This window comes from Nostoc sp. C052, assembly GCF_013393905.1.
Classification (GTDB): domain Bacteria; phylum Cyanobacteriota; class Cyanobacteriia; order Cyanobacteriales; family Nostocaceae; genus Nostoc.
Genome location: NZ_CP040272.1, coordinates 4924275 through 4950468, shown reverse-complemented (window position 1 = coordinate 4950468; position 26194 = coordinate 4924275). Strand labels below are relative to the sequence as shown.

The 26194-nt window shown below is 41.9% G+C and carries 19 protein-coding genes and 1 pseudogene; 8 read left to right on the top strand and 12 right to left on the bottom strand.

Annotated elements, in window-relative coordinates; all coding sequences use genetic code 11:
* The first annotated feature begins 109 nt into the window (after positions 1-109).
* From rodA to FD723_RS20320, 6 genes are all read left to right on the top strand, one after another.
* Positions 110-1423, top strand: a complete 1314-nt coding sequence (gene rodA, locus FD723_RS20345) for a rod shape-determining protein RodA (RefSeq protein ID WP_179066961.1) — start codon at positions 110-112, stop codon at positions 1421-1423.
* Positions 1424-1510: 87 nt separating this feature from the next.
* On the top strand, positions 1511-1708 hold the full coding sequence (locus FD723_RS20340) for an NAD(P)H dehydrogenase subunit NdhS (protein ID WP_179066960.1): 198 nt from the start codon (positions 1511-1513) through the stop codon (positions 1706-1708).
* A gap of 88 nt (positions 1709-1796) precedes the next feature.
* Positions 1797-2453, top strand: a complete 657-nt coding sequence (locus tag FD723_RS20335; RefSeq protein ID WP_179066959.1) for an HAS-barrel domain-containing protein — start codon at positions 1797-1799, stop codon at positions 2451-2453.
* Between the two features lie 140 nt (positions 2454-2593).
* Positions 2594-4729 (top strand): cation:proton antiporter, encoded by a 2136-nt coding sequence (locus tag FD723_RS20330; RefSeq protein WP_179066958.1) that lies wholly within the window; start codon positions 2594-2596, stop codon positions 4727-4729.
* A gap of 357 nt (positions 4730-5086) precedes the next feature.
* A complete protein-coding gene (locus FD723_RS20325) occupies positions 5087-6037 on the top strand; it encodes a UDP-glucuronic acid decarboxylase family protein (protein WP_179066957.1) in 951 nt (316 codons plus the stop codon).
* A gap of 147 nt (positions 6038-6184) precedes the next feature.
* Positions 6185-7576, top strand: a complete 1392-nt coding sequence (locus FD723_RS20320; RefSeq protein WP_179066956.1) for a UDP-glucose/GDP-mannose dehydrogenase family protein — start codon at positions 6185-6187, stop codon at positions 7574-7576.
* A gap of 157 nt (positions 7577-7733) precedes the next feature.
* Here the strand turns inward: FD723_RS20320 and FD723_RS20315 are convergent, their stop codons facing one another.
* Positions 7734-8528: a DUF2993 domain-containing protein gene (locus FD723_RS20315; protein ID WP_179066955.1), complete on the bottom strand. Its 795-nt coding sequence runs from the start codon at positions 8526-8528 to the stop codon at positions 7734-7736.
* 444 nt (positions 8529-8972) lie between these two features.
* Here FD723_RS20315 and FD723_RS20310 point away from each other — a divergent pair, with 444 nt between their 5' ends.
* Positions 8973-10658 (top strand): DUF262 domain-containing protein, encoded by a 1686-nt coding sequence (locus tag FD723_RS20310; protein ID WP_179066954.1) that lies wholly within the window; start codon positions 8973-8975, stop codon positions 10656-10658.
* Between the two features lie 62 nt (positions 10659-10720).
* On the opposite strand, the gene FD723_RS20305 is transcribed toward FD723_RS20310, so the two are convergent.
* The 9 genes and pseudogenes from FD723_RS20305 to FD723_RS20270 all read right to left on the bottom strand — a co-directional run bounded on the left by FD723_RS20305 (position 10721) and on the right by FD723_RS20270 (position 18414).
* On the bottom strand, positions 10721-10933 hold the full coding sequence (locus FD723_RS20305) for a type II toxin-antitoxin system HicB family antitoxin (RefSeq protein WP_256874878.1): 213 nt from the start codon (positions 10931-10933) through the stop codon (positions 10721-10723).
* Positions 10933-11544: pseudogene (locus FD723_RS20300) on the bottom strand (hypothetical protein). Before FD723_RS20300 ends, FD723_RS20305 begins: the two are co-directional and overlap by 1 nt.
* A 102-nt stretch (positions 11545-11646) precedes the next feature.
* Positions 11647-12897 carry a competence/damage-inducible protein A gene (locus FD723_RS20295; protein ID WP_179066953.1) on the bottom strand — a complete coding sequence of 417 codons (1251 nt, stop codon included), beginning with the start codon at positions 12895-12897 and terminating at the stop codon, positions 11647-11649.
* 97 nt (positions 12898-12994) lie between these two features.
* Positions 12995-14278 carry a serine hydroxymethyltransferase gene (glyA, locus tag FD723_RS20290; protein ID WP_179066952.1) on the bottom strand — a complete coding sequence of 428 codons (1284 nt, stop codon included), beginning with the start codon at positions 14276-14278 and terminating at the stop codon, positions 12995-12997.
* Positions 14279-14484: 206 nt separating this feature from the next.
* Positions 14485-14610 carry a hypothetical protein gene (locus FD723_RS42935; RefSeq protein WP_256874877.1) on the bottom strand — a complete coding sequence of 42 codons (126 nt, stop codon included), beginning with the start codon at positions 14608-14610 and terminating at the stop codon, positions 14485-14487.
* Between the two features lie 162 nt (positions 14611-14772).
* The gene (locus FD723_RS20285; RefSeq protein WP_179066951.1) at positions 14773-15024 is read right to left on the bottom strand and encodes a hypothetical protein; all 252 of its coding nucleotides are present in this window, start codon (positions 15022-15024) and stop codon (positions 14773-14775) included.
* Between the two features lie 2 nt (positions 15025-15026).
* Positions 15027-15869 carry a hypothetical protein gene (locus FD723_RS20280; RefSeq protein ID WP_179066950.1) on the bottom strand — a complete coding sequence of 281 codons (843 nt, stop codon included), beginning with the start codon at positions 15867-15869 and terminating at the stop codon, positions 15027-15029.
* Between the two features lie 164 nt (positions 15870-16033).
* The gene (locus FD723_RS20275) at positions 16034-16810 is read right to left on the bottom strand and encodes an RNA polymerase sigma factor SigF (protein WP_179066949.1); all 777 of its coding nucleotides are present in this window, start codon (positions 16808-16810) and stop codon (positions 16034-16036) included.
* Between the two features lie 767 nt (positions 16811-17577).
* Positions 17578-18414, bottom strand: a complete 837-nt coding sequence (locus FD723_RS20270) for a photosystem II manganese-stabilizing polypeptide (RefSeq protein ID WP_179066948.1) — start codon at positions 18412-18414, stop codon at positions 17578-17580.
* A 762-nt stretch (positions 18415-19176) separates the two neighbouring features.
* Between FD723_RS20270 and FD723_RS20265 the strand changes: the two genes are divergently transcribed.
* On the top strand, positions 19177-19524 hold the full coding sequence (locus tag FD723_RS20265) for a hypothetical protein (protein WP_179066947.1): 348 nt from the start codon (positions 19177-19179) through the stop codon (positions 19522-19524).
* 97 nt (positions 19525-19621) lie between these two features.
* Here the strand turns inward: FD723_RS20265 and FD723_RS20260 are convergent, their stop codons facing one another.
* Together FD723_RS20260 and FD723_RS20255 are read right to left on the bottom strand one after the other, a co-directional pair.
* Positions 19622-24667, bottom strand: coding sequence for a hypothetical protein (locus FD723_RS20260; RefSeq protein WP_179066946.1), 5046 nt, complete (start codon positions 24665-24667; stop codon positions 19622-19624).
* Positions 24668-24778: 111 nt separating this feature from the next.
* Positions 24779-26110, bottom strand: coding sequence for a P-loop NTPase fold protein (locus FD723_RS20255; RefSeq protein ID WP_179069213.1), 1332 nt, complete (start codon positions 26108-26110; stop codon positions 24779-24781).
* Positions 26111-26194 lie beyond the last annotated feature (84 nt).

The window sequence follows — 26194 nt, the reverse complement described above, 5'->3', positions numbered from 1 at the left end:
AGCAGGGGAGGATGAGGGAGAAATAATCAATCTCCAATCCCCAGTCCTCAATCTCCAAGCCCCAGTCCCCAATCCCCAATCCCCAACAATCAAAGTCTAAACTGACACAATGTTGTTAAAAAGATCGCTCCCCAAAATTCGCTGGAAGTCTTGGGTTAAACCCTGGCAGTCTGTAGATTGGCTACTATTTTGCTTGCCTATAGCTATCAGTATTTTTGGCGGCACTATGATTCTCAGTACGGAACTGAAGCAGCCGGTAACTGACTGGTGGTGGCACTGGTTGGTAGCTGGTATCGGTGTGCTTATAGCCCTGTTTTTATCTCGTATCCGTTACGAACTCTTGATGCAGTGGCACTGGGTAACATACTCACTAACGAACTTCAGTTTAATTGCCGTGATGATTGCTGGTACTAGCGCCAAAGGGGCGCAGCGGTGGATTAGTTTCGCTGGCTTTAACGTGCAACCCTCAGAATTTGCCAAAGTCGGCATGATCATCACCTTAGCAGCGTTGTTACACAGGAACACTGCTTCTAGTCTGGAAGGTGTTTTCCGTGTTCTAGCAATCACCGCCATACCTTGGGGATTAGTATTTTTACAGCCAGATTTAGCAACATCAATGGTATTTGGTGCGATCGTTTTAGGAATGCTTTATTGGGCAAATGCTAACCCCGGTTGGTTAATTCTGATGATTTCTCCAGTGGTTGCCGCCATTTTGTTTAGTATATCTTGGCCATTTGCAGAGCCAGTAGTTTTACTCAAAGAACTATCTTTTGGCCCATTAGGGCTAATTTGGTCAGTGGCCATGGCGATTGTGGGCTGGCAAACTCTTCCCTGGCGTCGATTTGGTTTTGGCGCGATCAGTGCGTGGACTCTTAATATACTGGGTGGCGAATTAGGTGTTTTCGCTTGGAACCATATTTTGAAACCGTATCAAAAAAATCGGTTAACTGTATTTATGGACCCCGATCACGATCCTCTTGGTGCTGGGTATCACCTAATTCAATCTCGTATTGCTATTGGTGCTGGTGAAGTTTGGGGATGGGGTTTGTTCAAAGGTCCAATGACGCAACTAAATTTCGTCCCTGAACAGCATACAGACTTTATTTTCTCCGCAGTGGGCGAAGAATTCGGTTTTATTGGTTGTTTGGTAGTATTATTTGTTTTCTGTTTAATTTGCTGGCGTCTACTGCATATTGCCCAAACAGCCAAAGACAACTTTGGTTCCTTGTTGGCTATTGGCGTTTTGTCGATGATTGTCTTTCAGGTGATTGTCAACGTTGGCATGACTGTTGGTTTAGCGCCTGTAGCAGGAATTCCCCTACCTTGGATGAGTTATGGGCGTTCTGCTATGCTGACTAACTTCATTTCCTTAGGAATAGTAGAATCGGTAGCAAATTTTCGACAAAGGCAGAAGTATTATTGATTCGTCATTGGTCATTTGTAAGAACCAATGACCAATGACTATTAACAAGTATTAAGCTATTAAAAGGAAACAAGCGAGGCTAAAAACATGATTCTGCCTGGAGCAACTGTTCGCGTCAACAATCCCGCAGATACCTATTATCGCTACGAAGGACTCGTGCAACGGCTGAGTGATGGCAAAGTAGCTGTATTATTTGAAGGTGGTAACTGGGATAAATTAGTTACCTTCCGTCTGAGTGAATTGGAACTCGTAGAAACCACAGCCGGACGTAAAAAAGCCAAATAAAATTAGTTAGGAGTTAGAAGTTAGGAGTTAGGAGTTATGATTCCTCAACTCCTAACTCATAACTCTTAACTCCTAACTCAGCACTGTTATGCGCCTCCCTTTACCACAGTTTGCCACTGGCGATCGCCATCCCAACCACATTGCGGAGGTGATTGAAACTACTAGTACGGAATTTTTAGCTCAGTGTTTGGAACCGGAAGATTTAAGCTTTCCCTCTATGCCACCCTTTGGTAGTTGGGTCTGTTCTGTGGATGAAGAATCTGGCAATCAAATTTATGCCGTAGTGTATTATGCCACAACTATGCCCATAGATTCCGTACATCGGGCGAGGGCGTTGGGGTTGTCCTTGCAAGACTTACGGGAGGAACAACCCCAAATATTTGCTATGCTCCGCACAGAATTTCGGGCTGCGATCGTGGGATTTGAACTATCTTCGCAAAATCAAAGTTATAACCAAAGAGTATATCAGTATCTTCCACCTCGTCCCCCGCAAATTCATCAAGCTGTTTATCGATGTGAACCAGAAGCTATCATTAAATTTACTGAAGAACTAGATTTTTTACGGACACTACTTTGCATCAATGGTGCGCCTATAGAGTCTTTAACCGCAGCTGCGATTCGAGATGTATACCAGTTACGCAAAGCTGACCGAGAATGGTTAATTAAAGCTGGACGTAGCTTAAGTGTGCTACTTAAAGACGACTACGATCGCTTGCGGTTCATTTTGAGTCAAATCCACCCGTAGGTAGTTAATTCTGAGACAATTACCTAGTTAGTGTAAGTTAAGATTTTCGATTTCTCGTCAGGTGGCTTCTCCATTTATATCGCTCAGGCGATCGCCCCAAGGTAATCGCAGTTTTACCATAGCCCCTTCAATTCCTATCTATGGAACTCTTATCACAAGTTCTTGTTCTGGAACCAACCTCCCAAGTTCTTGGCAAGGAACCCATTGTTCCCTTTGCTATTTTGTTGGTGGTTATCTTAGTTATACCCATCATGTTTGAACGACTAAGATTACCAGGATTAGTGGGTTTGGTTTTCTCAGGGCTAGTACTTGGGCCCTCAGGCTGGAATCTATTTCAGCCTGACTCACCAATGATTAACCTACTATCAGACATTGGGTTAATTTATTTGCTGTTTGTCGCAGGGCTAGAAATCGATCTCGAAAAGTTCCGCCAAAGAAAAGGTCGCGCCTTGGGTTTTGCTAGCTTGACTTTCAGTGTACCTCTGGTAATGGGAACTTCACTAGGGCTAGTTTTCGGCTATGGCTGGAACACTTCAATTTTAATTGGCTCTTTATTCGCTTCCTATACCCTTTTGGCATATCCGATAATCAGCCGTTTGGGAGTGGTAAACAACGAAGCTGTTACTGTCACCATTGGAGCGACAATTTTTACAGATATTGGCGCAGTGCTGATATTAGCCCTGACTGTAGCGATCGCTCATGCTGGGACATTTAGCTTTGCTAAACTACTCACCTTGTCGGGTTGGTTAACTATTTACTCTGTGGCCGTTGTGACCGGCTTTGATTGGGCCGGCAAAGAATTTTTCAAGCGGTCTGGAGACGATGAAGGAAACAAGTTTTTGTTTGTGTTGCTTTCTGTGTTTCTAGCAGCTGTGGGCGCTCAATTAATTGGGGTAGAAAAAATTGTTGGTGCCTTTTTAGCAGGTTTAGCGGTGAATGAAGCTGTGGGTGCAGGCCCAGTCAAAGAAAAGGTAGTATTTATTGGCAGTGTGCTGTTCATTCCCATTTTCTTTGTTGACCTTGGGTTACTGATCGATCTACCCGCTTTTGGGAACAACCTAGACACACTCAAGTTAACGCTGTTAATGATAGTTAGTTTGATTGTCAGCAAATTGATTGCAGCTTTGTTAACAAAACTGCTTTACCGCTACAAGTGGCAAGAAATACTAACGATGTGGTCGCTATCAATTCCCCAAGTTGGTACAACCTTAGCAGCGACGTTAGTGGGATATCGGGCTGGATTGCTGCCACTAGCAGTATTACACAGTGTCATTGTTTTAATGCTTGTGACATCAACCTTGGGGCCGTTGCTGACCAGTCGAATAGCTGTTGGTTTAAATTCTTCACCAGCCGAAGATCCAACACCACCCCTACCCGATCAGAACGCACCAGAGACAGACAGTGCTTTTACTATAGTTGTACCTGTATATAATCCTCATACTCAGCAGTATTTAATTGAAATGGCAGCGTTATTAGCGCGTCAGTCTCAGGGGAAAATTATACCGCTAGCGATCGCTAATGCTGCTGCTCAGATGGATGCACCGCAGTTAGAAACATATCTACAACGGAGTGAGTGGTTATTGACCAAAGCCACCGCACAAAGTCGAGCTTTGGGTGTAGCCGCAGAACCAGTACTGCGAATTGATGATGCCTTTGCTCAAGGAATTAGCAGAGCGGCTCGCGAACAAAAGGCTAATTTAATTGTTATGGGTTGGGGTAAACGGACTGGGTTACGAGCGCGTTTATTTGGAAATGTGATTGATGGCGTGCTTTGGGCATCCCATTGTCCAGTCGCGGTGACACGTCTAGTAGAATCACCGAAAAAAATTCAGCGTATTCTAGTACCTATAGAAAATTTAACAGCGCCAACATTACAGCCCGTACAATTTGCCCAGATGCTAGCAGAGGCAAATCAGAGCCATATTACTGTGCTGAATGTGTGCGATCGCCGCACTAGTTCCAGTAAAATCGCTTGGAGGCGATCGCACCTTTCCCTATTAGTATCTAAATTGGCTTTGGCCAATACCCCAGAAATTCAAATCATCGCTCACGAAAATGTTGCCCAAGCAATTTTGCAGGCAGCACGATTATATGATTTAGTAGTTTTACCTTTTATACGTAATCGTACCAGTCCTGGAGGGTTAGCCATTAGCGATGTCACAACCCAGTTAGCCAGACAACTCACCTGCTCCATAGTCATGCTTGGAGAACCGCAACGTACTCAAACTAATGTAATTACTTCTAATACAGCTACCAGCATTACATCTGCTGTATAATATCAGCTATAGTTCAGTCTACTTGAGTGACTTGGGGTGTCAACCCACTCCCGACTAACTTTTATCCAACTAAAAATCTCACTAATCTTAAAAAGACTTTATTTTTGTTGAAGATTTGATAAAGCTCAGGTAAAAAAACAACAATTTTCTAACAATGTTTGTTACTTTGCTAATTAAATTCTTCAGGAAATAGGTAAAAATATCACAAAATTACATTCGCAAAAACTAGGTAGGTTCAACAACACTTTTTGATTGAACCTTGTTCTTTTTTTTTGTTTTGTATTTTTGTACCCAAGCTGGGTAATCTAAAAGTAAGTGCAATAGCTACTGAAAATATTTGTAAGTAACTGGGAAACTATGAGAATTTTGGTAACGGGCGGTGCTGGGTTTATTGGTTCCCATCTCATCGACCGACTAATGGCTGCTGGGCATGAATTAATATGCTTGGATAATTTTTACACTGGTCACAAACGCAACATTCTTAAATGGTTAGGTCACCCGTACTTTGAACTAATTCGCCACGACATAACCGAACCAATTCGGTTAGAAGTGGATCAAATTTATCATTTAGCTTGTCCAGCTTCACCGGTACATTACCAGTACAACCCAGTTAAAACCGTTAAAACTAACGTAATAGGAACACTGAATATGTTGGGGCTGGCAAAACGTGTAAAAGCCAGGTTTTTCTTAGCCTCAACTAGTGAAGTATACGGAGATCCAGAAGTCCATCCCCAGACAGAAGAGTATAGAGGTAGCGTCAATCCCATTGGGATACGTTCATGCTACGACGAAGGTAAAAGAATTGCTGAGACTTTAGCATTTGATTACTACAGGCAAAATAAAGTTGATATTCGAGTTGTGCGGATATTCAACACCTACGGGCCAAGAATGTTAGAAAACGATGGTCGGGTAGTAAGCAACTTTATCGTTCAAGCCTTGCGTGGTAATCCTTTAACCGTATACGGTGATGGTTCGCAAACTCGTAGTTTCTGCTACGTTTCCGATTTGGTAGAAGGATTCATCCGCCTCATGAATAGCGACTACATTGGCCCAGTTAACTTGGGCAATCCTGGTGAATACACGATTTTACAATTAGCACAAACCGTGCAAAATATGATCAATCCAGACGCGGAGATTAAGTTCGAGGCACTACCTTCGGATGATCCCCGGCGTCGCCAGCCTGATATCACAAAGGCAAAAACTTGGTTAAATTGGGAACCTACCATTCCTCTGCAAGACGGGTTAAAACTGACAATAGAAGATTTTCGCGATCGCATTCAAAGCGATGTCAATAATTCAATCAGCTGAGTGGCATCTCGTGTCACTCTGATTTTTCATATAGGCTCATCCCCGATAACTAATATGCTTAGTGGCTGAGTTTACTGCCATTTGTGTAAGTGTCAAATTAAGAACTTCTTGTTGAAGACTAAGCCCAAAAAAGTGAGGAGTTAAAAAATGCGTGTTTGCGTGATTGGTACTGGTTACGTTGGTTTGGTTACAGGTGCTTGTTTGGCTCATATTGGGCATGATGTAATTTGCGTAGATAACAACGAAGAAAAAGTTAAGTTAATGAAGTCTGGGCAGTCCCCAATTTTTGAGCCGGGACTCTCAGAAATTATGCAGTCTGCCATTCAAACAGAGAAGATTCATTTTACTAGCGATCTTGCTGCTGGAGTTTCCCACGGCGAAATTCTGTTTATTGCTGTGGGAACACCACCTTTACCCACAGGTGAAAGTGATACTCGTTATGTCGAAGCTGTAGCCCGTGGGATTGGAGAAAATCTCAACGGTGGTTATAAAGTCATAGTGAATAAATCTACAGTACCCATTGGCTCAGGTGATTGGGTGCGGATGCTTGTTCTAGATGGTGTTGCAGAGCGGCAGAAAACACTGATACCCGCAGGTGGAGTGCCGAGTGATGAGAAATTACCTGAATTTGTAGCCGAGTTTGATGTAGTCAGCAATCCAGAGTTTTTACGCGAAGGTTCGGCAGTTTACGACACCTTCAACCCCGATCGCATTGTACTAGGGGGCAATAGTCAAAGGGCAGTAGCCTTGATGCAACAATTGTACGCCCCAATTGTCGAACGTAAGTTTGCTGCCGATCAATCTTTACCCCCTGTGCCAATTTTGGCAACAGACCTCAGTTCGGCGGAGATGATTAAATACGCCGCTAATGCCTTTTTAGCCACTAAAATTAGTTTTATTAACGAAGTCGCTAATATTTGCGATCGCGTCGGTGCTGATGTTACCCAAGTAGCTAAGGGTATTGGTTTAGATTCCCGCATTGGCAACAAGTTTTTACAAGCTGGTATTGGTTGGGGTGGTTCATGCTTCCCCAAAGATGTCTCTGCTCTGATTCACACTGCTGATGATTATGGCTATGAAGCCCAATTACTCAAAGCTGCTGTCAGTGTCAACGAACGTCAGCGGTTGATTGCTTTAGAAAAACTCCAGCAAGTTCTAAAAATTCTCAAAGGCAAAACAGTCGGACTACTAGGACTAACCTTCAAACCAGATACCGACGACTTGCGCGACGCCCCAGCACTCAACCTAATTGAGCAGCTAAATAGACTGGGAGCTAAAGTCAAAGCCTACGACCCCATTGTTTCCCAAACAGGTCTGCGTCATGGGCTTTCTGGTGTGTTAGTAGAAACCGATGCCGAAAGATTAGCTGATGGCTGCGATGCTTTGGTACTGGTCACGGAATGGCAGCAGTTTAGCACTCTTGACTATGTGAAGATGGCAAAATTGATGGCTCATCCCGTTATCATTGATGGTCGTAACTTCCTCGACCCTGAAACACTTATACGCGCTGGATTCCAATATGTAGGCGTGGGAAGATAAAGATTTAGGAGTTAGGAATAATCAAGAACTTCTAACTCCGTTCAAAATTTAAAGATTTACAGTACCGTCTAGAATGATCTAGGCGGTATTTAATTTGTATAAAGCTTCACGCAAAGCCGCTCAGAAAAACTTTACTTTTTTGCGTGACAAAATTATATCAACTGCTATGTGGAATACGTTCAATTTCAGCATATCCACTGAAAATAAGTTTTTGACCTTCAGTTTCTAATCGGTTGAGCCGCATTTTTACTCCATCGAGGTCAAAGCGATCAAGATCAACCATATTATCTAAAATTTCTACCAGTGCCACACTCAAGGTTTGTGAGATTTCCCGTTGTGCTTCTGGTACTTGGTCAAGCTGAATTTTCGGATCTTTGAAAGAAACTCGCCGCCGCCTTTCAATGCTTATAGCTAGGATCATGCTCAGAGGTACAAGTTCACCATTGTTTAAATCTGCTTTTGCTACAAGCTGCAACCGGTTTTCTGGCAATAGCTGTATCTGAACATCCGTAAAGGAGACTGGTTCGCCGCCAGATAATGCCGTTAGTGATGGTACGGTGAGGTTAAGCAGGCGCTTTTTCACCAGTTCCGCGTTAAAGGCTTGGTTGATGCCTGCTTCTGATAATATGACTTGAGCGATCGCTTGAGTCGGTTGCTTAAGGCTGAGTTTGCCACTTAAAACCGAGCCGAAGTCAATAGCCACCGCATCAGTTTCAAAAGACATCTCCTCTACTGCGAAATCTTTGCGAATCACCAAGCCACGACCGCTCATTTTGAAGCTATCGATGCTGCCTTGCAACAGTTTGCTGGAGGGGTAGCAGCGCACAGAGACTTCTACTGACTCGCTTTGCGTAAACAAGTGGCGAATCGTTTGGCTGGCGACTGTGTTGAGCATCCGCTCTCCCCAATCTGTGCCTTTAGGATCTTGTAAACCAGTAAGTCCGCCGAACATGTGGTTTTTGGTCTCTAGAAGTTCTTTGTACTTTTGTAACAAACTGTGAAGAATACAGCAAGCGATCCCGTGATTAATTGTGCTGATGGATAGGAGTTAGATGGCTGATGGTTCACGAGGTAATGTATTAAATATTACTCTTTATATCAATGCTGAAGAACGTAAACACGGGTCAAACACTTTCTGTTTAGGAATGTAAACGGGAAATGCAGCAGAAGTATAACACTTCTAGTGAGGAAATATGAATCAGATGTTGACATTCATATAGAATTTCTGCAAGAAAAGTTATCAATAACTTATTGGTGGGAATACTTGAATTAAGACATGAGACAGCTTCTCACTACTGCTAACTATGACACAGCTAAATCTAGCCTAGCTGATTACCTAAGAGCGGTTTGTGCTGAAGCTTTCATAGCCACAATTTCCCAATAAGATACTAAAACCATGAAAGCTACTCAAACCAACTTTCTCAACTTTTTAGAAGGTAACAAGCAATTAATTATCCCTATCTATCAGCGTCCTTATAGTTGGACACTTACTCAATGCCAGCAGCTATGGAATGATATTTTACGTGCTGCTAATGACAATGAGATTTCAGGGCATTTCATTGGCTCATTAGTTTACATGGTAGATACTGTGTATTTAACAGCAGTAATACCTAAATTATTAGTTATTGATGGTCAACAACGTTTGACAACCCTTTCATTACTACTTTCTGTTTTAAGTAAAGCTATTAAAGCAAGCAATGAAGAAATTGATATTAGTTCTGAAGCACTAGAGGATTTTTATCTTTTTAATAGACATGCAAAGGGTAGTGAACGATACAAGTTACTTTTAAATCAGAAGGATAGAGAAACTCTAATTCGGCTTCTAGGAGATACAGAAATACCTGAGGATAAATCTCAGCAACTTGTTGATAACTACCGATATTTTGAGACTCAAATTCGTAAATTAGACATTGACCTCAATAACCTGTACCGAGGTATATGCAAATTAATGATTGTAGAAATTTCTCTAGAGCGCGATCGTGACGATCCACAATTAATATTTGAAAGTCTAAATTCCACAGGACTTGAGCTTTCGGAAGCAGACAAGATTCGGAACTATGTACTGATGAAACGTCAACCAGAGGAACAGAACGAAATTTACAATCTTTATTGGCATCCAATGGAGAGGAGTTTTGACAAAACCGGAAATTCTGAGTTATTTGACCGCTTCATTCGTGATTATCTGACCATCAAATCTAAATCAGGAACTATCCCTAATATTAGAGATGTCTACAGTAGCTTTAAGATTTATGTACAAAGTAAAAAAGATACTTTAATCAAAGACATAGTAGCGGACGTTTACCATTACTCTAAATATTTTGTAAAGTTAGTTTTTGCTGAGGAAACAGACCAAGAAATTAAGCAATTAATTACAGATATTAACACTCTTAGAGTAGATGTTGCCTATCCATTTTTAATAGAACTTTATGATGATTACGATAAAAATAAAATAGCACGACAAGAATTTATAAACATTCTAAGGCTTGTGGAAAGCTATGTATTTCGGCGGAGTATCTGTGGCATTTCTACTAGCTCTATGAACAAGAGTTTTGCAACTTTAAGCCGAGAAGTTGACCGAGAAAACTACTTAGAAAGTTTACAGATTGCTTTGAGTAGTAAAAAGAGTTATAAAAGATTTCCAGGTGATGAAGAGTTTCGTCGAGAGTTGGTAGTTAAGGATATTTACAACTTTCGCGGTTGCAACTATCTACTTCGTAAACTAGAAAATTATGAGCGGAAAGAGTTAGTCCATGTTGAAAAATATACTATTGAGCATATCATGCCACAAAACCCTAATCTTTCTTTAGAATGGCAGGCAGATTTGGGAGAACAATGGAAAGAAATTAGAGCCAAGTATCTACACACTATTGGCAATCTAACTCTAACTGGATATAACCCTGAGTTGAGCGATCGCCCGTTTATAGAGAAGCGGGATAAAAAAGATGGTGGATTCGCAGATAGTCCTCTACGTCTGAATCGGGGGTTGCAACATCTGAAACAATGGAACGAAACAGAAATCAATAAAAGAGCAGAATTATTAGCAGATATGGCTGTTAAAGTTTGGTCTTCTCCATGTATGTGAAATAGGGCGATCGCAACCTCTACACAAAAGTGCGATCGCCTTTCTCATAATGATAAGGCTATCTAGTAAATTGCCGATCGATATCTCGGTTTAGGAATTGGTTTTTCCTCCATTTTAGCCGCATCTAACCATGCTTCTTTTGCTTGCAAGACTTCACGAAGCGCTTCTTCTTCAGTTAAACCAAATGCTGAACAGTATTTCAAATCAGGAATATCAGCAATATAGCCCTTATCTTCTTCACTATAAAAAATATTAATGTGATAGTGTTTCATCATTAGCTCAGTATCGCCACCAAAATCCTAAGCAAGTCGTCTATGTCAGCAGGAACACGATATAAATTTAGGTCTTGAGTTATTTCCCTATTTTCTCGATTTAATAGACCAAATTGCCAAATATCCCCTGTAGAAACAGCCCCTTGTAAATTTGCCTCTTGAGAATCAGTCCATGCATCAATAGCAATCAGTTCTACAGCAAGCCGGGTAAAACCCCTTGCCAAATCAGCATTTTTAGCTTCTACAACTAAGAGTTTATGGTCTGCATGAAGATAATAGTCAAGGGAACCTTTTAATTGTTCTGTAACTATAAGAGGATATTCGATTCTAAGTTGGGCGTGAGTGTAATGAACAACATCCAATAAAATGGGGGCAATTAGTAACTCTCTGCGAGCTGCCTCACTAGTCAAACTAATATATGGCAAACTCTCCTCAATCCTAGATTTGAGATTTGCGAGTCTGTCTAATTCAATACTGGACTTTTATAGATTCAGAGAGGAACGTTTTAAAGAATAGCCAAATTCAGCCAGTATATCTTCTGGCTCGAATGACATCTCAAAATAGTTTCTGAAAGTGTACGAGTTATTTGGCTGGAGGATGGGAATTTTGCTCATAGCTGCATAATTCGTAATTCGTAATTGAGTTTTTTAACATAACATTAGATTTTCAATAGGTTCGATTGTCATACAAGTTGTATGACAAACGTAATAGACTTCCTACCTACTCAACAACTTCCGCCGCAGATTATCCAACGCTGCATTCGCGCTCACATAACGAATTAAAGTTCGACCTCGCGCTGCACCAAACTGATACTCAAAACTTGCTACTTCATCCTTTGGCCCAGCTAAACCAACGTAAACTAAACCCACTGGCTTAGTATCTGTCCCTCCATTTGGGCCAGCAATTCCAGTAATACTCAATCCCCAAGTGGTTGCAAGGCGGGTTTTAACTCCAACTGCCATTTGCTCTGCAACGATCGCGCTTACTGCCCCAAATTTATCTAAATCTTCCTGGTTAACCCCCAGTAACCTAACCTTCACCGAATTATCATAAGATATTACTCCACCCCAAAAGTAATCAGAACTGCCTGAAATATCGGTCAACATTTGCCCTAAACCGCCACCAGTGCAAGATTCTGCCACTGACAGCGTTTCTTTTGATGCCCGCAATAACTCACCGACAACGGAAGCAAGGGTATCATTATTAACGCCGTAAAAATCCAGTCCGGCAATTTCTTTAAGTTGTTTCTCAATGGGCGCAATTAGTTCTTCTGCGGCTGCTTCAGAAGTGGCTTTAGCAGAAACTCGCAATCTTACTTCCCCTTTACCTGCATAAGGGGCGACTGTGGGATTTGGCAAGTTCAAATAAGAAGCAACTTTTTCCGCCAAAGCCGATTCACCAATACCCCAAAATTTTAAACTCCGACTGTGAATAATTTCTTTACCCCAACCTTGACTTTTGAGAAATGGCACGGCTGTTTCTTCCCACATCGGATGCATTTCACTGGGAACACCAGGAAAAGTAAAAATCGTAATTTCTGGACGAGGTTGCCAAATAATGCCGGGTGCTGTTCCAGTAGGATTGGGGAGAATTTCTGCACCTTGGGGAATCAAAGCTTGCTTGCGGTTACTTGGTGACATCACCCGGCCACGTTGGGCGAATTTTTGGGTTATGTCTTCGATGATGTCAGAGCGTTCTATCAATGGGACTTTAAAAAAATCGGCGATGGTTTCGCAGGTGAGATCATCTGGTGTCGGGCCAAGTCCACCAGTGAAAATGAGAATTTGCGCTCTAGAAATAGCAATTTCTATAACTTGCTTCAACCGTTCTGGATTATCCCCAACCACTGTTTGATAGTAGTGGGGGATACCTAGCTGCGCTAATTGTTGCGCTAAAAATTGAGCATTGCCGTTAAGGATATCTCCTAGCAGCAGTTCAGTACCAACACAAATAATTTCTGCGCTCATTGGAAGGAATAGTTAGGAGTTAGGAGTTAGGAGTTAGGAGTTAGGAGTTAGGAGTTCAAAACTCATCACTCTTAACCCTTAACTCCTAACTATCATCTCAGGCTAATGCTGGTACAGGAATTTCCAGGTGAGGATATAAGGGGAAGCGATCGCACAATGCCGCTACCCTTTGTCTACAATCTTGGGTTACTACCTCGGAATCTGGAGAAAGCAGGCGATCGCTAATAATATTTGCAATCTCGGTAAATTCTGCTACTCCTAACCCCCGTGTGGTCATTGCTGGCGAACCTAATCTCAGACCACTAGTAACAAATGGTGATTGCGGATCAAAAGGAATAGTATTCTTGTTAGCAGTAATATTTACGCTACTAACTAGGTTATCTGCCTGCTTGCCAGTTAGATTTACAGACCGTAAATCTACTAATATTAAATGGTTGTCAGTGCCATTAGACACTAATTTTAAACCACGGTTTTGCAGTTGTTCGGCCAAAGCACGAGCATTTTCAATAACTTGGGCAGAATAAGTTTTAAACTCAGGCTTGAGGGCTTCTCCAAAAGCTACTGCTTTACCAGCAATGACGTGTTCCAATGGCCCGCCTTGGCTGCCAGGGAAAACAGATTTATCTAGCTTTTTACCTAGTTCTGCGTCGCCAGTCAAGATTAAACCACCTCTAGGACCGCGTAGAGTCTTGTGTGTAGTTGTTGTTACTACATGACAGTGAGGAATGGGATCGGGATGAAGACCACTAGCAACTAAACCAGCAATGTGAGCAATATCAGCAAGTAAGTAAGCGCCGATTTCATCAGCAATACTACGGAACTTTTCAAAATCAATTACACGGGGATAAGCCGAATAACCACAAATCAAGAGCTTAGGACGCTCCCTCAGCGCCAGCTCTCGAATTTGGTCATAGTCAAGTTGTTCTGTTTGTTGACTAACACCGTAGTGGCTAACTTGGAACCACTTACCTGAGAAATTTACAGGAGAACCGTGGGTAAGATGTCCCCCATGAGACAAATCCATCCCCATAATTTTGTCTCCTGGTTCCAGCAGCGAGAGGAACACGGCAAAATTGGCTTGTGCGCCAGAATGGGGTTGCACATTCGCATGAGCCGCACCAAATATCTGTTTAGCGCGATTGATCGCTAGTTGCTCGATTTTGTCGATAAACTCACAACCGCCATAGTAGCGTTTACCAGGTAATCCCTCAGCATATTTATTTGTCAGTACCGTACCTTGAGCTGCCAGTACAGCAGCGGAGGTAAAGTTTTCGCTAGCAATCAACTCCAAGTGGTCTCGCTGACGCTGTAGTTCGTCATTGATTAACCCCGCGATCGCTGGATCGCTGGAGGTAAGAAAGTCTGAATTAGTCCTAGTCACTTCAATTATCCTTATGGAAATTTGTACAACGGCTGATTTTAGTTGGACACAGCACCTAAATAACAGTCAAGAGCAATATTTTTGACTGCTGTCCAGAGGCGATTAATCGTCTCCGTACTATTGAGGTTTATTTGTGCCAACTTATTTATTATTAGACCCAAGCTCAATTAATGCATTAATTATCATAACGTTGCTTGTTAAAATCCTCACCTTGCTGCGTGTTGTGAGGTCGTTAGACAGTGTTTTTGATGAATCAGTGTGAAATAATGCTTACTGCGATCGCTGTTCTGTGAGATAGGGGGAAAGGCGATCGCTTCAGTTGAATGTGCCATAAGAAGCGGCACGATAGCACTTTCCGATCGCATCGCCCCGAAAGAGGATGAAAACTAATCTAAGACACTATTACCCTACTGAATCATTTGTGAACAACAATATCCCCGACAACTTTTACGAAGTCGGGGATCTGCGGGTTGCAATTCTCACAAATCAAAAAATCAAATAGGGTTAATATAGCGACTTTGATAGTAAGCCAAAATCTGGTTAACTCGTTGCCGACTTTCTAAACCAGAATTTGCTGTCCACGAGAGGCTCAAACCATCAATTTGACTTTGATTGTAATCAAACTGCTGGGATGATTGGGGAATTAAATCTACTTCCACACCTTCGACTTGACGTAAATGTGCTGCTATCTCTCTATAAACAGCCAAAGGCAAACCAGCAAATTCAATTTTTTCCTTAGTTCCCATCTTTATGAAGCTCCCACTTTAAAAGAATTTGGGAGGGGCGGTGTCACTGAAACAGGATTGCCAGTGGCAGATGCAGCTGACGGCGCTGAGTTTACGGCCCCTTCCCCTACCATTTTGGCAACTTCAATACCAAATTGTTCCAAAATCACGATGGGGTTGTAGCCCTGATTCATTTCAATACGTTTAATCAGTACGCCATTTGCTAATCGCTGTCCCGCCTGGACATAGCGACTTGTCGGTTCATCAGGTACTTTGATAATTGCCTGTGGTTCCTTACTAATTAGAACTACACCAGTCACAACCACTGCCCTTGCTAACTCAGGTTGTGCTGGCGGTGGCAATACAGAGACTAAAGTAGGGTTGGCGACAACCTGAGGCAAAACCTTAGGCAAGACTGAAGTCAAGATAGGATTGACTTTTTTTGGTACAGATTTCTGTGGATTTAAAGCTATGTTGCGTGTTGGAAGTTTGGGTTTTACTACTAATGCAGTAGGTAGCTTAGGCAACACTGGAACTGGTTTTCCAGATGTTTGAGACATTCCGGGAGTCGTCTGCCCAAAAAGTTGTGCAAAAGGATCGCTCCGATCTTTTGATGCCGAAAATTCTCGTAGCCTCTCTGTAGCATTAGTGGATTGAATCAAGCTAGCAGATGCAGGATTAACTTGTGAAACCTGTTTGGCAGGTATCACTGGATTCTTAAAGGATTGAGCCGCTGGTGGCGACTTTTTTGCTATTTTGGGAATTGGCGCAGGATTGATGGCTTGTTGTTGTGTATCTTCAGAAGCACATCCAGCGATCGCCAAAGTTAGAATAGCGGCAATTGTAATTTTTGAAGTTCTGCCCATGAGCTGTTCTCAAAAGCCATTGGAAAATTTAAAACTGGAAATCAACATGCCTTAAATTTATATCCAAGGCAAAGTATCTTCCCTTTATAACCTAATTTTTTACATTTCAAGGGTTATTTTTAGCACTGCCTACCCAGGGTAACTGCGGTTAACTTTATTTGTAGTTAATCCTCTGCCACACCCATAAGCTCTTTCATCAAATCCAGTCCTTTCTTGACTCTACGGGAAACCGTAACTACACTGATCCCCAAATGTTCCGCAACTTGTTTTTGTGTCAAATCTTGCAAAAATACACATTCCAACACATCGCGGGTGCGTTTTTCTAGCTGAACCAATGCTTGTTGTAAACGCAGTTGGTCTTCTTGTGCCAGTTGAAAGCTGCGATAGTGAGGATCTGGAACCAATTCTCCTAAGCAGGTAGAACCTTCTTCTCCGTCTTGGATTGGCACATCAAGACTTAAGGGAGCGCGATTGATCCATGCTAATTTAATTTCTTGCCATTCATTTGGAGAAATTTCTAGTGCTGCTGCTAATTCCGAGTCGCTTGGTTGACGATTGTGTTTTTCACGCCAAGAACGTGATACACCTATTGCTTGCTGTTGCAGCGCTAACCATCTCCGAGGAATTCGCACGGTGACACCTTTATCTCGGAGATAGTGTTGAATTTCACCCCGAATATAAGGAAGAGCGTAGGAACTGAAGGCATGTCCCTTAGAAATTTCAAATCTTTCAATAGCCCTGATTAAACCCAAACATCCAACCTGGAGCAAATCATCGTAGGTTTCATGACATTGATTTGTCCAGTAGTGAGCTTCTTTTCTCACAAGTCCAAAATTGAGTTTTACCAGTTGATTGCGAACATTTTCTGACGGAGATTGCTGATATTCTCGCAACAACTGCCAAATTTCGTGCTTTAGTTCATTGGTGACTGTGGTAGGCATAGCACCGGGTTTATTGAGCAAATAAAGAATCTAATTATTCACTTTTAAATTCAGCTGCGATCGCACGACATCAAAGACAATATCGCACTATGTTTGCTAGCAAGCACTATGGTAGATAATAAAGATTTTCTATCAAAATTCCATAGCTTACTTAACTAATCGAGCAAAATTTGAATGGGCGAAATCGCTATTTAGTTGGTTGTTTATCTTTGGTATGACTTGTAGCTTTTTTAGAACTACATAGGAATAAAATATAAAATTAATCACTAAATATCAAACCGAGATTGTACTTAACTTGAATTAATTAATGATGAAGTTAATTTAGGGAAAGAAAGCAACAAGAGTTTGACTTTTGTTTGATAAGCAAAAGTTAGATTTACAGTAGAATTACGTGCCTATTTAACTGGGATTTATCCAATAATTAAAAACTACTAATAATTTCAAAAAATACTATGTATATTTACGCAAGACTACAAAAAAAAGGGCATATCACCCTTTTTTGTACTTAAGTTTATAGTCTTTTAATCAAAGGAAAAAGGTTAAAGGGATAAATCAAGTGACCCACAAGATTGAGGGATCAAAATTTTCCCAATTAGCCAAGGCTATTTCGCCCACAAATTTGCTTGGCTTGAACTTTTACCTGTCTTTGTAAAAAACCTATCTACCCTCCTGAAAATAGAGGGTAAATAAGTTAACTTTTGCGATCAAGTCTGATACTTACAGAATTTTCGTTTTGAGTGCCAGTTAGTTGTCTGACTTCCAAGGTTTTAGCTACGAGTTGGTTCAACTCGGCCATAAAATAGACCGCGAATCTTGACTTCTTTAGGTTCGCCAGCACCTAAATCTGTATCAGATGGTTGTTCGCTCTCGAAAGTACCAGCAATTTCACCGCTAGAACTGTCTATTTTAGCGATTTGCAGAGAAATCTTGCCATTGAGATTTTCAGCACGCTTGACGTTAGTGCGGGTAAGTTCTTCATCATCTGCTTGAGCAGGGAGTGCTACGGCATTATCGTAGCCACTAACGACACCACGACCTTTGGGATCTAGGAAAGCAGCACCACGATAGGAAGGAACTTTGAAGCTGCCTTCAAAGTCCGTAGAGGTGTTAATACTGGTCAAACTGGGTTGGCTTTGAGCAACCAAGTTTTTGATGGTGAAGAGGAAAGGTACTCGCTCACCACCAGGAAGCTGCACAGTAATGGCTTGGAAGTCAAGACCATCAGTTTCGGTGAAGGTCAGGCTATTATCTGCGTTGACTTTGAGATTACCTTGCACCTGGTCAATGGTGGAAGTGTATCTGGTCAACAATTTGCCAGCAACAAATTCTGCTTCTTGGCGTTTGTTAGCAGGTTCTTCTTTGATGAAGAAGCTAGTTGGTTCCAAGCAAAGTTCTTTGATAGCGTAAGACTGGCTAGAATCAATAGGAATGGAACCACGGCTTGTTTCTGCTAGTTGGGGGCATTTGTTAGCCAAGCCAGTGCCACGAATTTGATCGTAAGTGAGTACATCTCTACCACTACTACTAGCAGGAGCATCACTACAAGCAGTTATTAGTCCCAGGCACAAAGCCAAGAATGCAACAATTAAAGCGCGATACCTCATGGTCAACCTCAATCTCAAAAATTAATATCTAAGTTGTAAAACTGCATCGAAGCTTTGATCTCTGATGAGAAGCCGCTACTCTGCGAAAAGCTACCTTTGTTCAGACACAGCTTTGCTCTGATTAAGAGAGTTGAAGCAAGTGTCCTTTGTGTTTAGGTTGTCAACCGCTGCTCAAACTTTTCTCTGCTAAACGTAGTTAAACGTGTCGCTCTCTTGAGCTTGGGGTGTAAAACCCCAGACTAAGCACACTGCATCCATTTTGGATGTGTGTCACTATAGGAGCAAAAAACCAGCAGTTTTACTGTTGGTGGCATTTGTTAGAGTTGGGCGGTTGGATGAGTAAGCCTCACACAGAGCAGCATAAATGCTTACCTCGAAGAGTGCGAACAGGGGAGTTTGCTTCGCAACTTTGCTTTTGCTGATGGCAAAAGCGGCGTCGCCCAAGTCTTTTTGTATCATGTATGTGACGCCACTACATACAGCCCATTGTTTGATGGGTAAATCAGCCAGATCATACGATTTTTTTTAACTCAAAATCAAAGTTCTCAAAATCCAAGAAAGTCTCGTCCCGATCGCACCTAGCTACTGTGGAGGCAATGCTAGAGAGGGTTACGCTCTTTTAGGAGCGATCGCAATTGCTTCTAATAAAGATACAAATCTAGTTATATCCACCCCTGAGTCGGGCAAGTGAGGGGACAAACTAGGGAAAATTAAAAATCTCCGGTAAATTTGAGTTGACCTCATTTACACGGAAAGGGTGGCATGAACGATCAGAAAAATATTGAATCAGAGAAGTTGTCCGCTAAAGTGCAAGCGATCGCAACTGTGGTATATGATGCCGTTCAAGATTGCCAAGGCGATACTGTAGCTCTTTTGGCTTTGCTGCGCCAATTAGAGCAATTACACCGAGAAATTCGGGATGGGATTTTTCAAGAGAGTTTACCTGTTAACCGTCGGCAACTCTACTCACTGCTGAAAGATATTGAGTCTGAAGGTGGCTGGCCTTACATTGAGCGGATGAGACTACAGGCCTTTTTAGTGAATTTGCCACAAGAGACTCCCGAAGAAAAAAGCCACGAAGTTTTAGAGAGCGATCGCTCCTTTAGCTAATTAGCTCGAAATTGATTTCTAGCTCTGAATTAATAACTCTGATCGCCTCATCAACCGCTAAACCAAGAGCGGTTGCTCATTGAGGCTTTAATCTCAATTAAAAAGGGTTTTTACGGGTTATGCCATCACAAAGAAGGCGATCGCGCTCCTCAAGGTTGCGGTTGTGCTTCAGGTAATCACCCACCCAGTTGCAACCACGAACCAGTAGATCGTCAAGGTGTAAATTCCACAGAATTATGGTGTTGTCATCACTAGCCGATGCTAATGTTTGACCATCTGGGCTAAAGCTAACACTTAACACCGGAGCGCGATGCCCATTGAGACTTTTAATTAATTTGCCATCACGGCTCCAAAGTTTCACTGTACTATCCCAACTGGCGGCGGCGAGGAATTCACCATTGGGACTGAAAGTCACGGCGTTGACGCTATCGCTGTACCCCTTTAATAAGGTTTTTAACAACGTGCCATCTCGTTGCCACAGTTTCACGGTGTTATCCCAGCTAGCAGAAGCCAGTAACTCATCAGTAGGACTAAAGCTGACACCCAATACCCAACTGTCATGAGGCGAGAAAGTTTTCAGCAAAGTACCATCGCGCTGCCAAAGTTTCACAGTTTGATCGTCACTGGCTGAGGCTAAAACTTGACTATCAGGGCTGAAATTAACGCTATTTATCCAACCCTGATGCCCCACTAAGGTTTTGAGCAACTTGCCCTCACGGTTCCAAAGTTTCACTGTTTTATCTTTGCTAGCTGATGCCAAAAGCTGACCATCTGGGCTGAAACTGACGCTCATCACACTATCAGTATGTCCGTGGAGAGTCATGATTAAAGTACCGTCAAGCCGCCAAAGTTTCACAGTTTTGTCATAACTTCCTGAAGCTAACATTTTACCTTTGGGGTCAAAACTGACACTAGGAACTTTATTTGTGTGCCCTACCAAAGTTTTGTAAAGTCGGGTTTTGACCTCGCCATTACTGGTGTATCGTTGCCAAAGTTTGACAGTGCGATCGCTACTCCCAGAGGCTAGCATTTGACCATCAGGACTCCAAGCAACGCTTAAAACTCGCTTTTGATGCCCATGAAGAATAGAGGGCGTTGGAGCCTCTAAACTCCATAATTTTACGCTTTTGTCATAACTTCCTGAAGCCAGCAATTTGTTATTTGGACTGAAAGCAATGCTAACAACAGCATCGCTATGTCCTCTGAATGTTTTGAGTAAAGTACCAGTGATACTCCAGAGATTTATGGTATTATCTTCGCCTGCGGAAGCTAGCTTTTTACTATCAGAACTAAAGCTCAAACTCCATACTGTGCTGCTATGCTGCCGTAAAGTTTTGTAAGGACGAAAATCAAAACCATTTGTAGAGCTATTATTTTCCCGCTGCCAAAGTTTTATTGTCTTATCTCGACCTGCTGAAGCCAACACTTTACCGTCTGGACTGAAAACAGCTACAATCACACCTAGCTTATGTCCCTGCAAAGTTGTGACGAGGGTACCGTCCCGTCGCCAAATTTTCACTGTCTTGTCGTCGCTGGTGGAGGCGATAAATTGACCATCGGGACTGAAGTTTACCCAGTTAACCCACCCCTGATGTCCTCTCAGTATTTTTACTAAGCTACCGTCCTTGCGCCAGAGTTTTACGGTTTTATCTTTACTGCCAGTAGCTAACAATTCGCCATCAGGACTGAAATCAACGCTATAAACCCAATCTTCATGTCCTTTGAGGGTTTTATATGGTTTGGGGTCAAATTCACCTGTAACCGGGTTTTTACGCCAGATTTGCACTGTTTTATCGAGGCTGGCAGATGCTAGGGTTTGACCGTCAGGGCTGAAACTTACACAGGTAACAGCATCAGTGTGACCTTTGAGGGTTTGGAGTAAAGTACCATCAGGATGCCAAATTTTCACCGTTTGATCTCGGCTACCTGATGCTAGCAACTGACCATCTGGGCTGAAAGTTACTCCCCAGACAATATCAGTGTGTCCATCCAAGCGGTTAGCCTCTGTTACTCCATAAACTGCCTGTTGCAGGGCTGTCACCACCCGCATTCGGGTATCTGGTTGCACTCCATCCGCCTGTTTAAGTCCTCGCCAAGCCCGCAAACTTTCCAATAGGGCATCAAATTCTTTATTAGAGGCAAACAAAGCTTCGCTAGCAGCAGTGATTGCACTAATGTTCAAGTTGGTTTCACTGCGTTCAGCCCGTAGAGTTTCGCGGACTGCGGCTCTTTTTTGTAAGTCGGCTTGCCACCATAATGCTGCGATTGTTCCGCCCATGATTGCCAGGATTGCGCCTGCTATCCGTGCTTCTCGCAGTCGCCGTTGCAATACTAAATTCAGTTGCTCTTGACTAAGTTTTTGGGCTACTTCCGCTCTAGTTTTTTCAAGTTTGATTTTTTCTAATTCGGCGAGCATACCATAGTTGTTTTTTTGGCGAATTGGTTCAACTAAATAATCGTGAACCAATTGGTAGCGATCGCCTAATTCTTCTCTGACTCGCAACACCAAGCCGGAACCCACTAATATTTCTAAAATCAGTTCTCCAACTTTGTCAAAGCTTGATATTGTATCTATATCCTGATTATTAACTAATGCAGATGCCAAATCAGCTTTAGTTTTTAACGGTCGTGTCCCCTTTTCATCAGTTAACTCAAATAATAATTTCCAACTTAACTCTTCATTCTCTTGACCACAGTCTTTGATAACTTCCCCAAGCCAGCGTTCTACTAATTTTGTCGAGCCACCGCAAAGCTTATATTGTCCGAGTGTGGTGATGTTTTCTATTTGTAGTTGAGCGCCGACTATTTGTAATTCAATTGGATGTACTTCGTCTAATTCTCCTGTCAAATCCTGCACTAATCGGTTAATTAATTCTTCACTCAGTTCATAATGTGAACGCTGAGTCAGACTGTGAATTATGGATTTGGCATCTTGGCTAGAAAATTTTCCTAAATAGTAGCGAATATCTTTATCGAGAATATTTTTATTAATTACGCCTAAATCATACAAACCAGTACTATTTTTATGGCTCAAACGTTCAAATTCTAATAAATGATGTAAGTAATCTTCTCTTAATGAAAGAATAATTTTTACAAATGAAATATTTAAACATTCGCTAAAAAATTTGTAAAATTCTATTCGTTGAGTTGGAGGATTACTAACAAAGAAAAATTCTTCAAACTGGTCTAATATGATAACTATAGTATAATTACGCTCAGAGGCTAACCGAATTTTGTCTAGTATTATGGTGGGTGTAGAGTTAAGACTAAGCGATATTCCTGTGTATGCTAGGGCTTGGTTTATACTGCTGATTAAGATTGCGATCCAATCAGTATAAACAGATAAAACAATCGGGATAGGAATCCGTTCACCAATAACTTTTCCTTTAAGTGCTGGGACTAAACCAGCTTTGAGAATTGAACTTTTTCCTACACCTGAGGGTCCATAAATTACTGTGAGTTTGTAGTCAGCACGGGCAATTCTTTCAATTAGGCGATTAACATCTTGTTGCCGTCCAGACGCAGATATTTCTTGAGCAATTTCTTCAGGAATAAATGGTATTTTATGAGGTTCCAAGACTGGGTTAATTCTGGGGCGTTGCGGCTGTAATTGACTTGCCCCGATGAAGGCCCGAAAGCCATACTGATGTTCTATTTTAATTTTTTCTTGCTTTAGCTTAAAAGCTTCTGTGTAGTTATGACGCTCAAAAAAGTAAAGCGATCGCAGTTCCTCTAAAATCTCTAAGTAAAGTAATGGCTGATGTTGTAGTTCACAAACTACCTTCGCCCATTCCAAGTTATTAATAGCTTCCTCGGACTCACCTAGATGCCGTTGTGTACGTGCTAGCAAGAGAAGATACCAACTTTCTTGTCGTCGTCTTCGCAAAGCGTCTCGCAGAGAAACTTGTGTTGCTTCTTCAGAAATAGAAAGTGCTGTATTCGCTAATTCATGAGCCAGTACCCAATTGGACTCAGAAGCCGCCACATTTGCCAAAAAACCATAATTTTGAGCAACTTGTGCAGGAGTTCCATAGGTTTTATGTAGATGTAATGATTTTTGAGCTAATTCTTTTAACTCATCCCAGGCTTCTAAGCGTTCCAGCATTTCACAAGCAGGCAAAATAAATTTAGCAACTAAGTCTTCTCTTTGTACCTCTTCCAATAAGTCTAAGCATTGTTTAAACCACGACAGAGCATGTTCGCAATAGCTACTGGTATTCTGGTATAAGTCTGCCATTCGGTGATAACAAAGCCCCAGATGGAATAGCACTATTGCTTGCTTAAGTAAAGACGAGGCAATAGGGTGAGTTGATGAAAGGGGCAAAGAAGAATTACTCTCCCACTCTGCAACTCTCCTCGCTTCCTGCTGCCATAATGCGAGGCTTCTTTGATAATTGGCTAAAGCACCATTAATTTGATCGTTGGCGTATTTATCTCGCCCCAACACAAATTCTAAACTCGCTTCTAATCCTGGTGTTAATTGAACGCCATACAGACGTAGCAAATCATTACGGGCTGATTCGATTTCGTGGCGATGTTGGGATTTAGGATCTAAATCTAGGAAGGCATTAGATAAAAATGTTTCAGCACCGGCTTCTAAGACTTTGGCAAAGAGAGATTCTGCTTCTTGGTGAATCAAAGCAATTAAATCTGCTTTGGCCATTTCAAATTTAATAGTGGTTGCAGCCCAACTTTTAAAATCAGGTGCTAGTCTTGAAAGCAATGATGCCACTTCATCTTGTAGCCATAACACTACTGGAAATGGAAAAGTTGCAGCATAGATATCTCGTGCTTGGTTGATGCCTGTAAGTAAGTTTTCCAGATCGGTAGTTGACTCAATACCAAAAACCATCACAGCCGATGGCAAAGAGTCTGTAAGGACGGCAGGATTATCTAAAGATAGTTCTGAGACTATTGTGCTGTGTAAAGAAGTAGTTGATGGATTGAGAAAAATTTCTCTGATATTAATGTCCTGGCTGGTGGAGCGAATATTCTCTAACATTTGCTCACGTAATCGCCAATAGTTACATCGAACCAAAATCAGGGCAAATTGACCTTCGGAAAGTGCGATCGCTCTAATCAGTCTTTGCAAAGTATGCTGATTTTCTTTGGTGTAGACGTGTAGCTGTTTGTCATTAGTCATTGGATATGAGGCATTGGGTATTGAGTATTGGACATAGTGAATAGGGCATTGGGTACGGGGAATGGGGCATTGGGAAATAACTAATGACTAATGACTAATAACTAATGACTATTACTTTTTTTGTTGCCAAGCCAAAACTTTTTCTGTTTCTGCCAAGGCTGGACTGATACCAAACCAGCGCCCTACTGGATCGCGATATTCAAACAGATACATGCTTCTTAGTAAGCTTTGATAGTCAGACTCACCTTTAACTCTCTGTTGCTGCACTACTTCAAACAATAATTCCCACTGGGATTCATCAATAGCTAATAGCAGATCATCGCGATAGTCCTTAATTACGGCTTCTAAGCATTCCCTAGAAAAAGGCGGATCTTGTCGTTGCAGACAGCTATAAAGTAAACCCAATAAGTTACGAATGTGACCACCGCTAACGCGACATATACGATCTAAAGTTTGGGGGTGATCGAATAATTCTGTAACTAATAGAGACCTTTCATTCAAAGGAACTTCTGGAAAAGCTCTTGCTAGAACTAACTGGCGCACTAGTGACATCCCTGGTTCGTAGTCACTGCCATCTCTTTGCCGCACTAATACCATCGGTAGCACTTTTGGCGCAATCCCTCCCCCCAGGCGATTTTTCAGTGTCTCGTACTCATTGGAGAAGATTAACGTGAGGGGAATTGTATAAACTAGGTGGCATTTAAGTCGGCGCAGCTGTTCGCCTCGATCGATGAACAGATATTCTGGTTGCGATCGCCCGGATGCTAAGGGGCGCATATCCACTCGATCCAAATTATCTACAATTACTACTAATCCTTTTTGACCCCTTAGTTTTAGCTGTTCAACAGCCTTTTCTAAAATTTCTTCGTTAATCGCTTGCAAAATACTATTGGTACGTGGTTCCAGATATTGCCTCAGTTGATTCCGCATCTGGGTGCTATCTTTGGTTTTGGCGGTAATTTTGGCAATACCCAAAGACAACTCTGCTTGTCCAGAAAGCTCTATGGGGCTTTGCAAAAAATCGCCTACTTCTTTAAATAAATTGGTAAAGTAACCAGGTTTAAGTTTGATACTAATTCCTTCTAAACTGGCACTGACTTGACGGGCTACACTCAGCAGAATATCGCTGATATCTATATCCGCCATATCTAGGTCTTGACTGGACTCAAAATAAACCACATGAAATCCCGCCAATTCTAGTTCTGTCTTGAGGCGTTGCAATTCCGTTGACTTACCGCAACCAATATGACCTGTAAATAACTGACAGGTTGGCTCATCAGGAGAAATCCGAACGATAGTCCGTTGCAATTCTTCGACAATCTTGCAACCACGTACATCAGCAAAATCTATGTAATACTGCCGATCTAGCACGTTACTTATATTTAGCGTGTAACTGGGGTTACATGCTTTATAAAAACGTGACAAATTTAACGTCGTTTTCATGTATGTAGAGGTGTATGTAGATGCAGCTTTAGTTGTATTTTTTATACAAGTAATCCAATCCGAGATGTAGGCATAGGACTGATT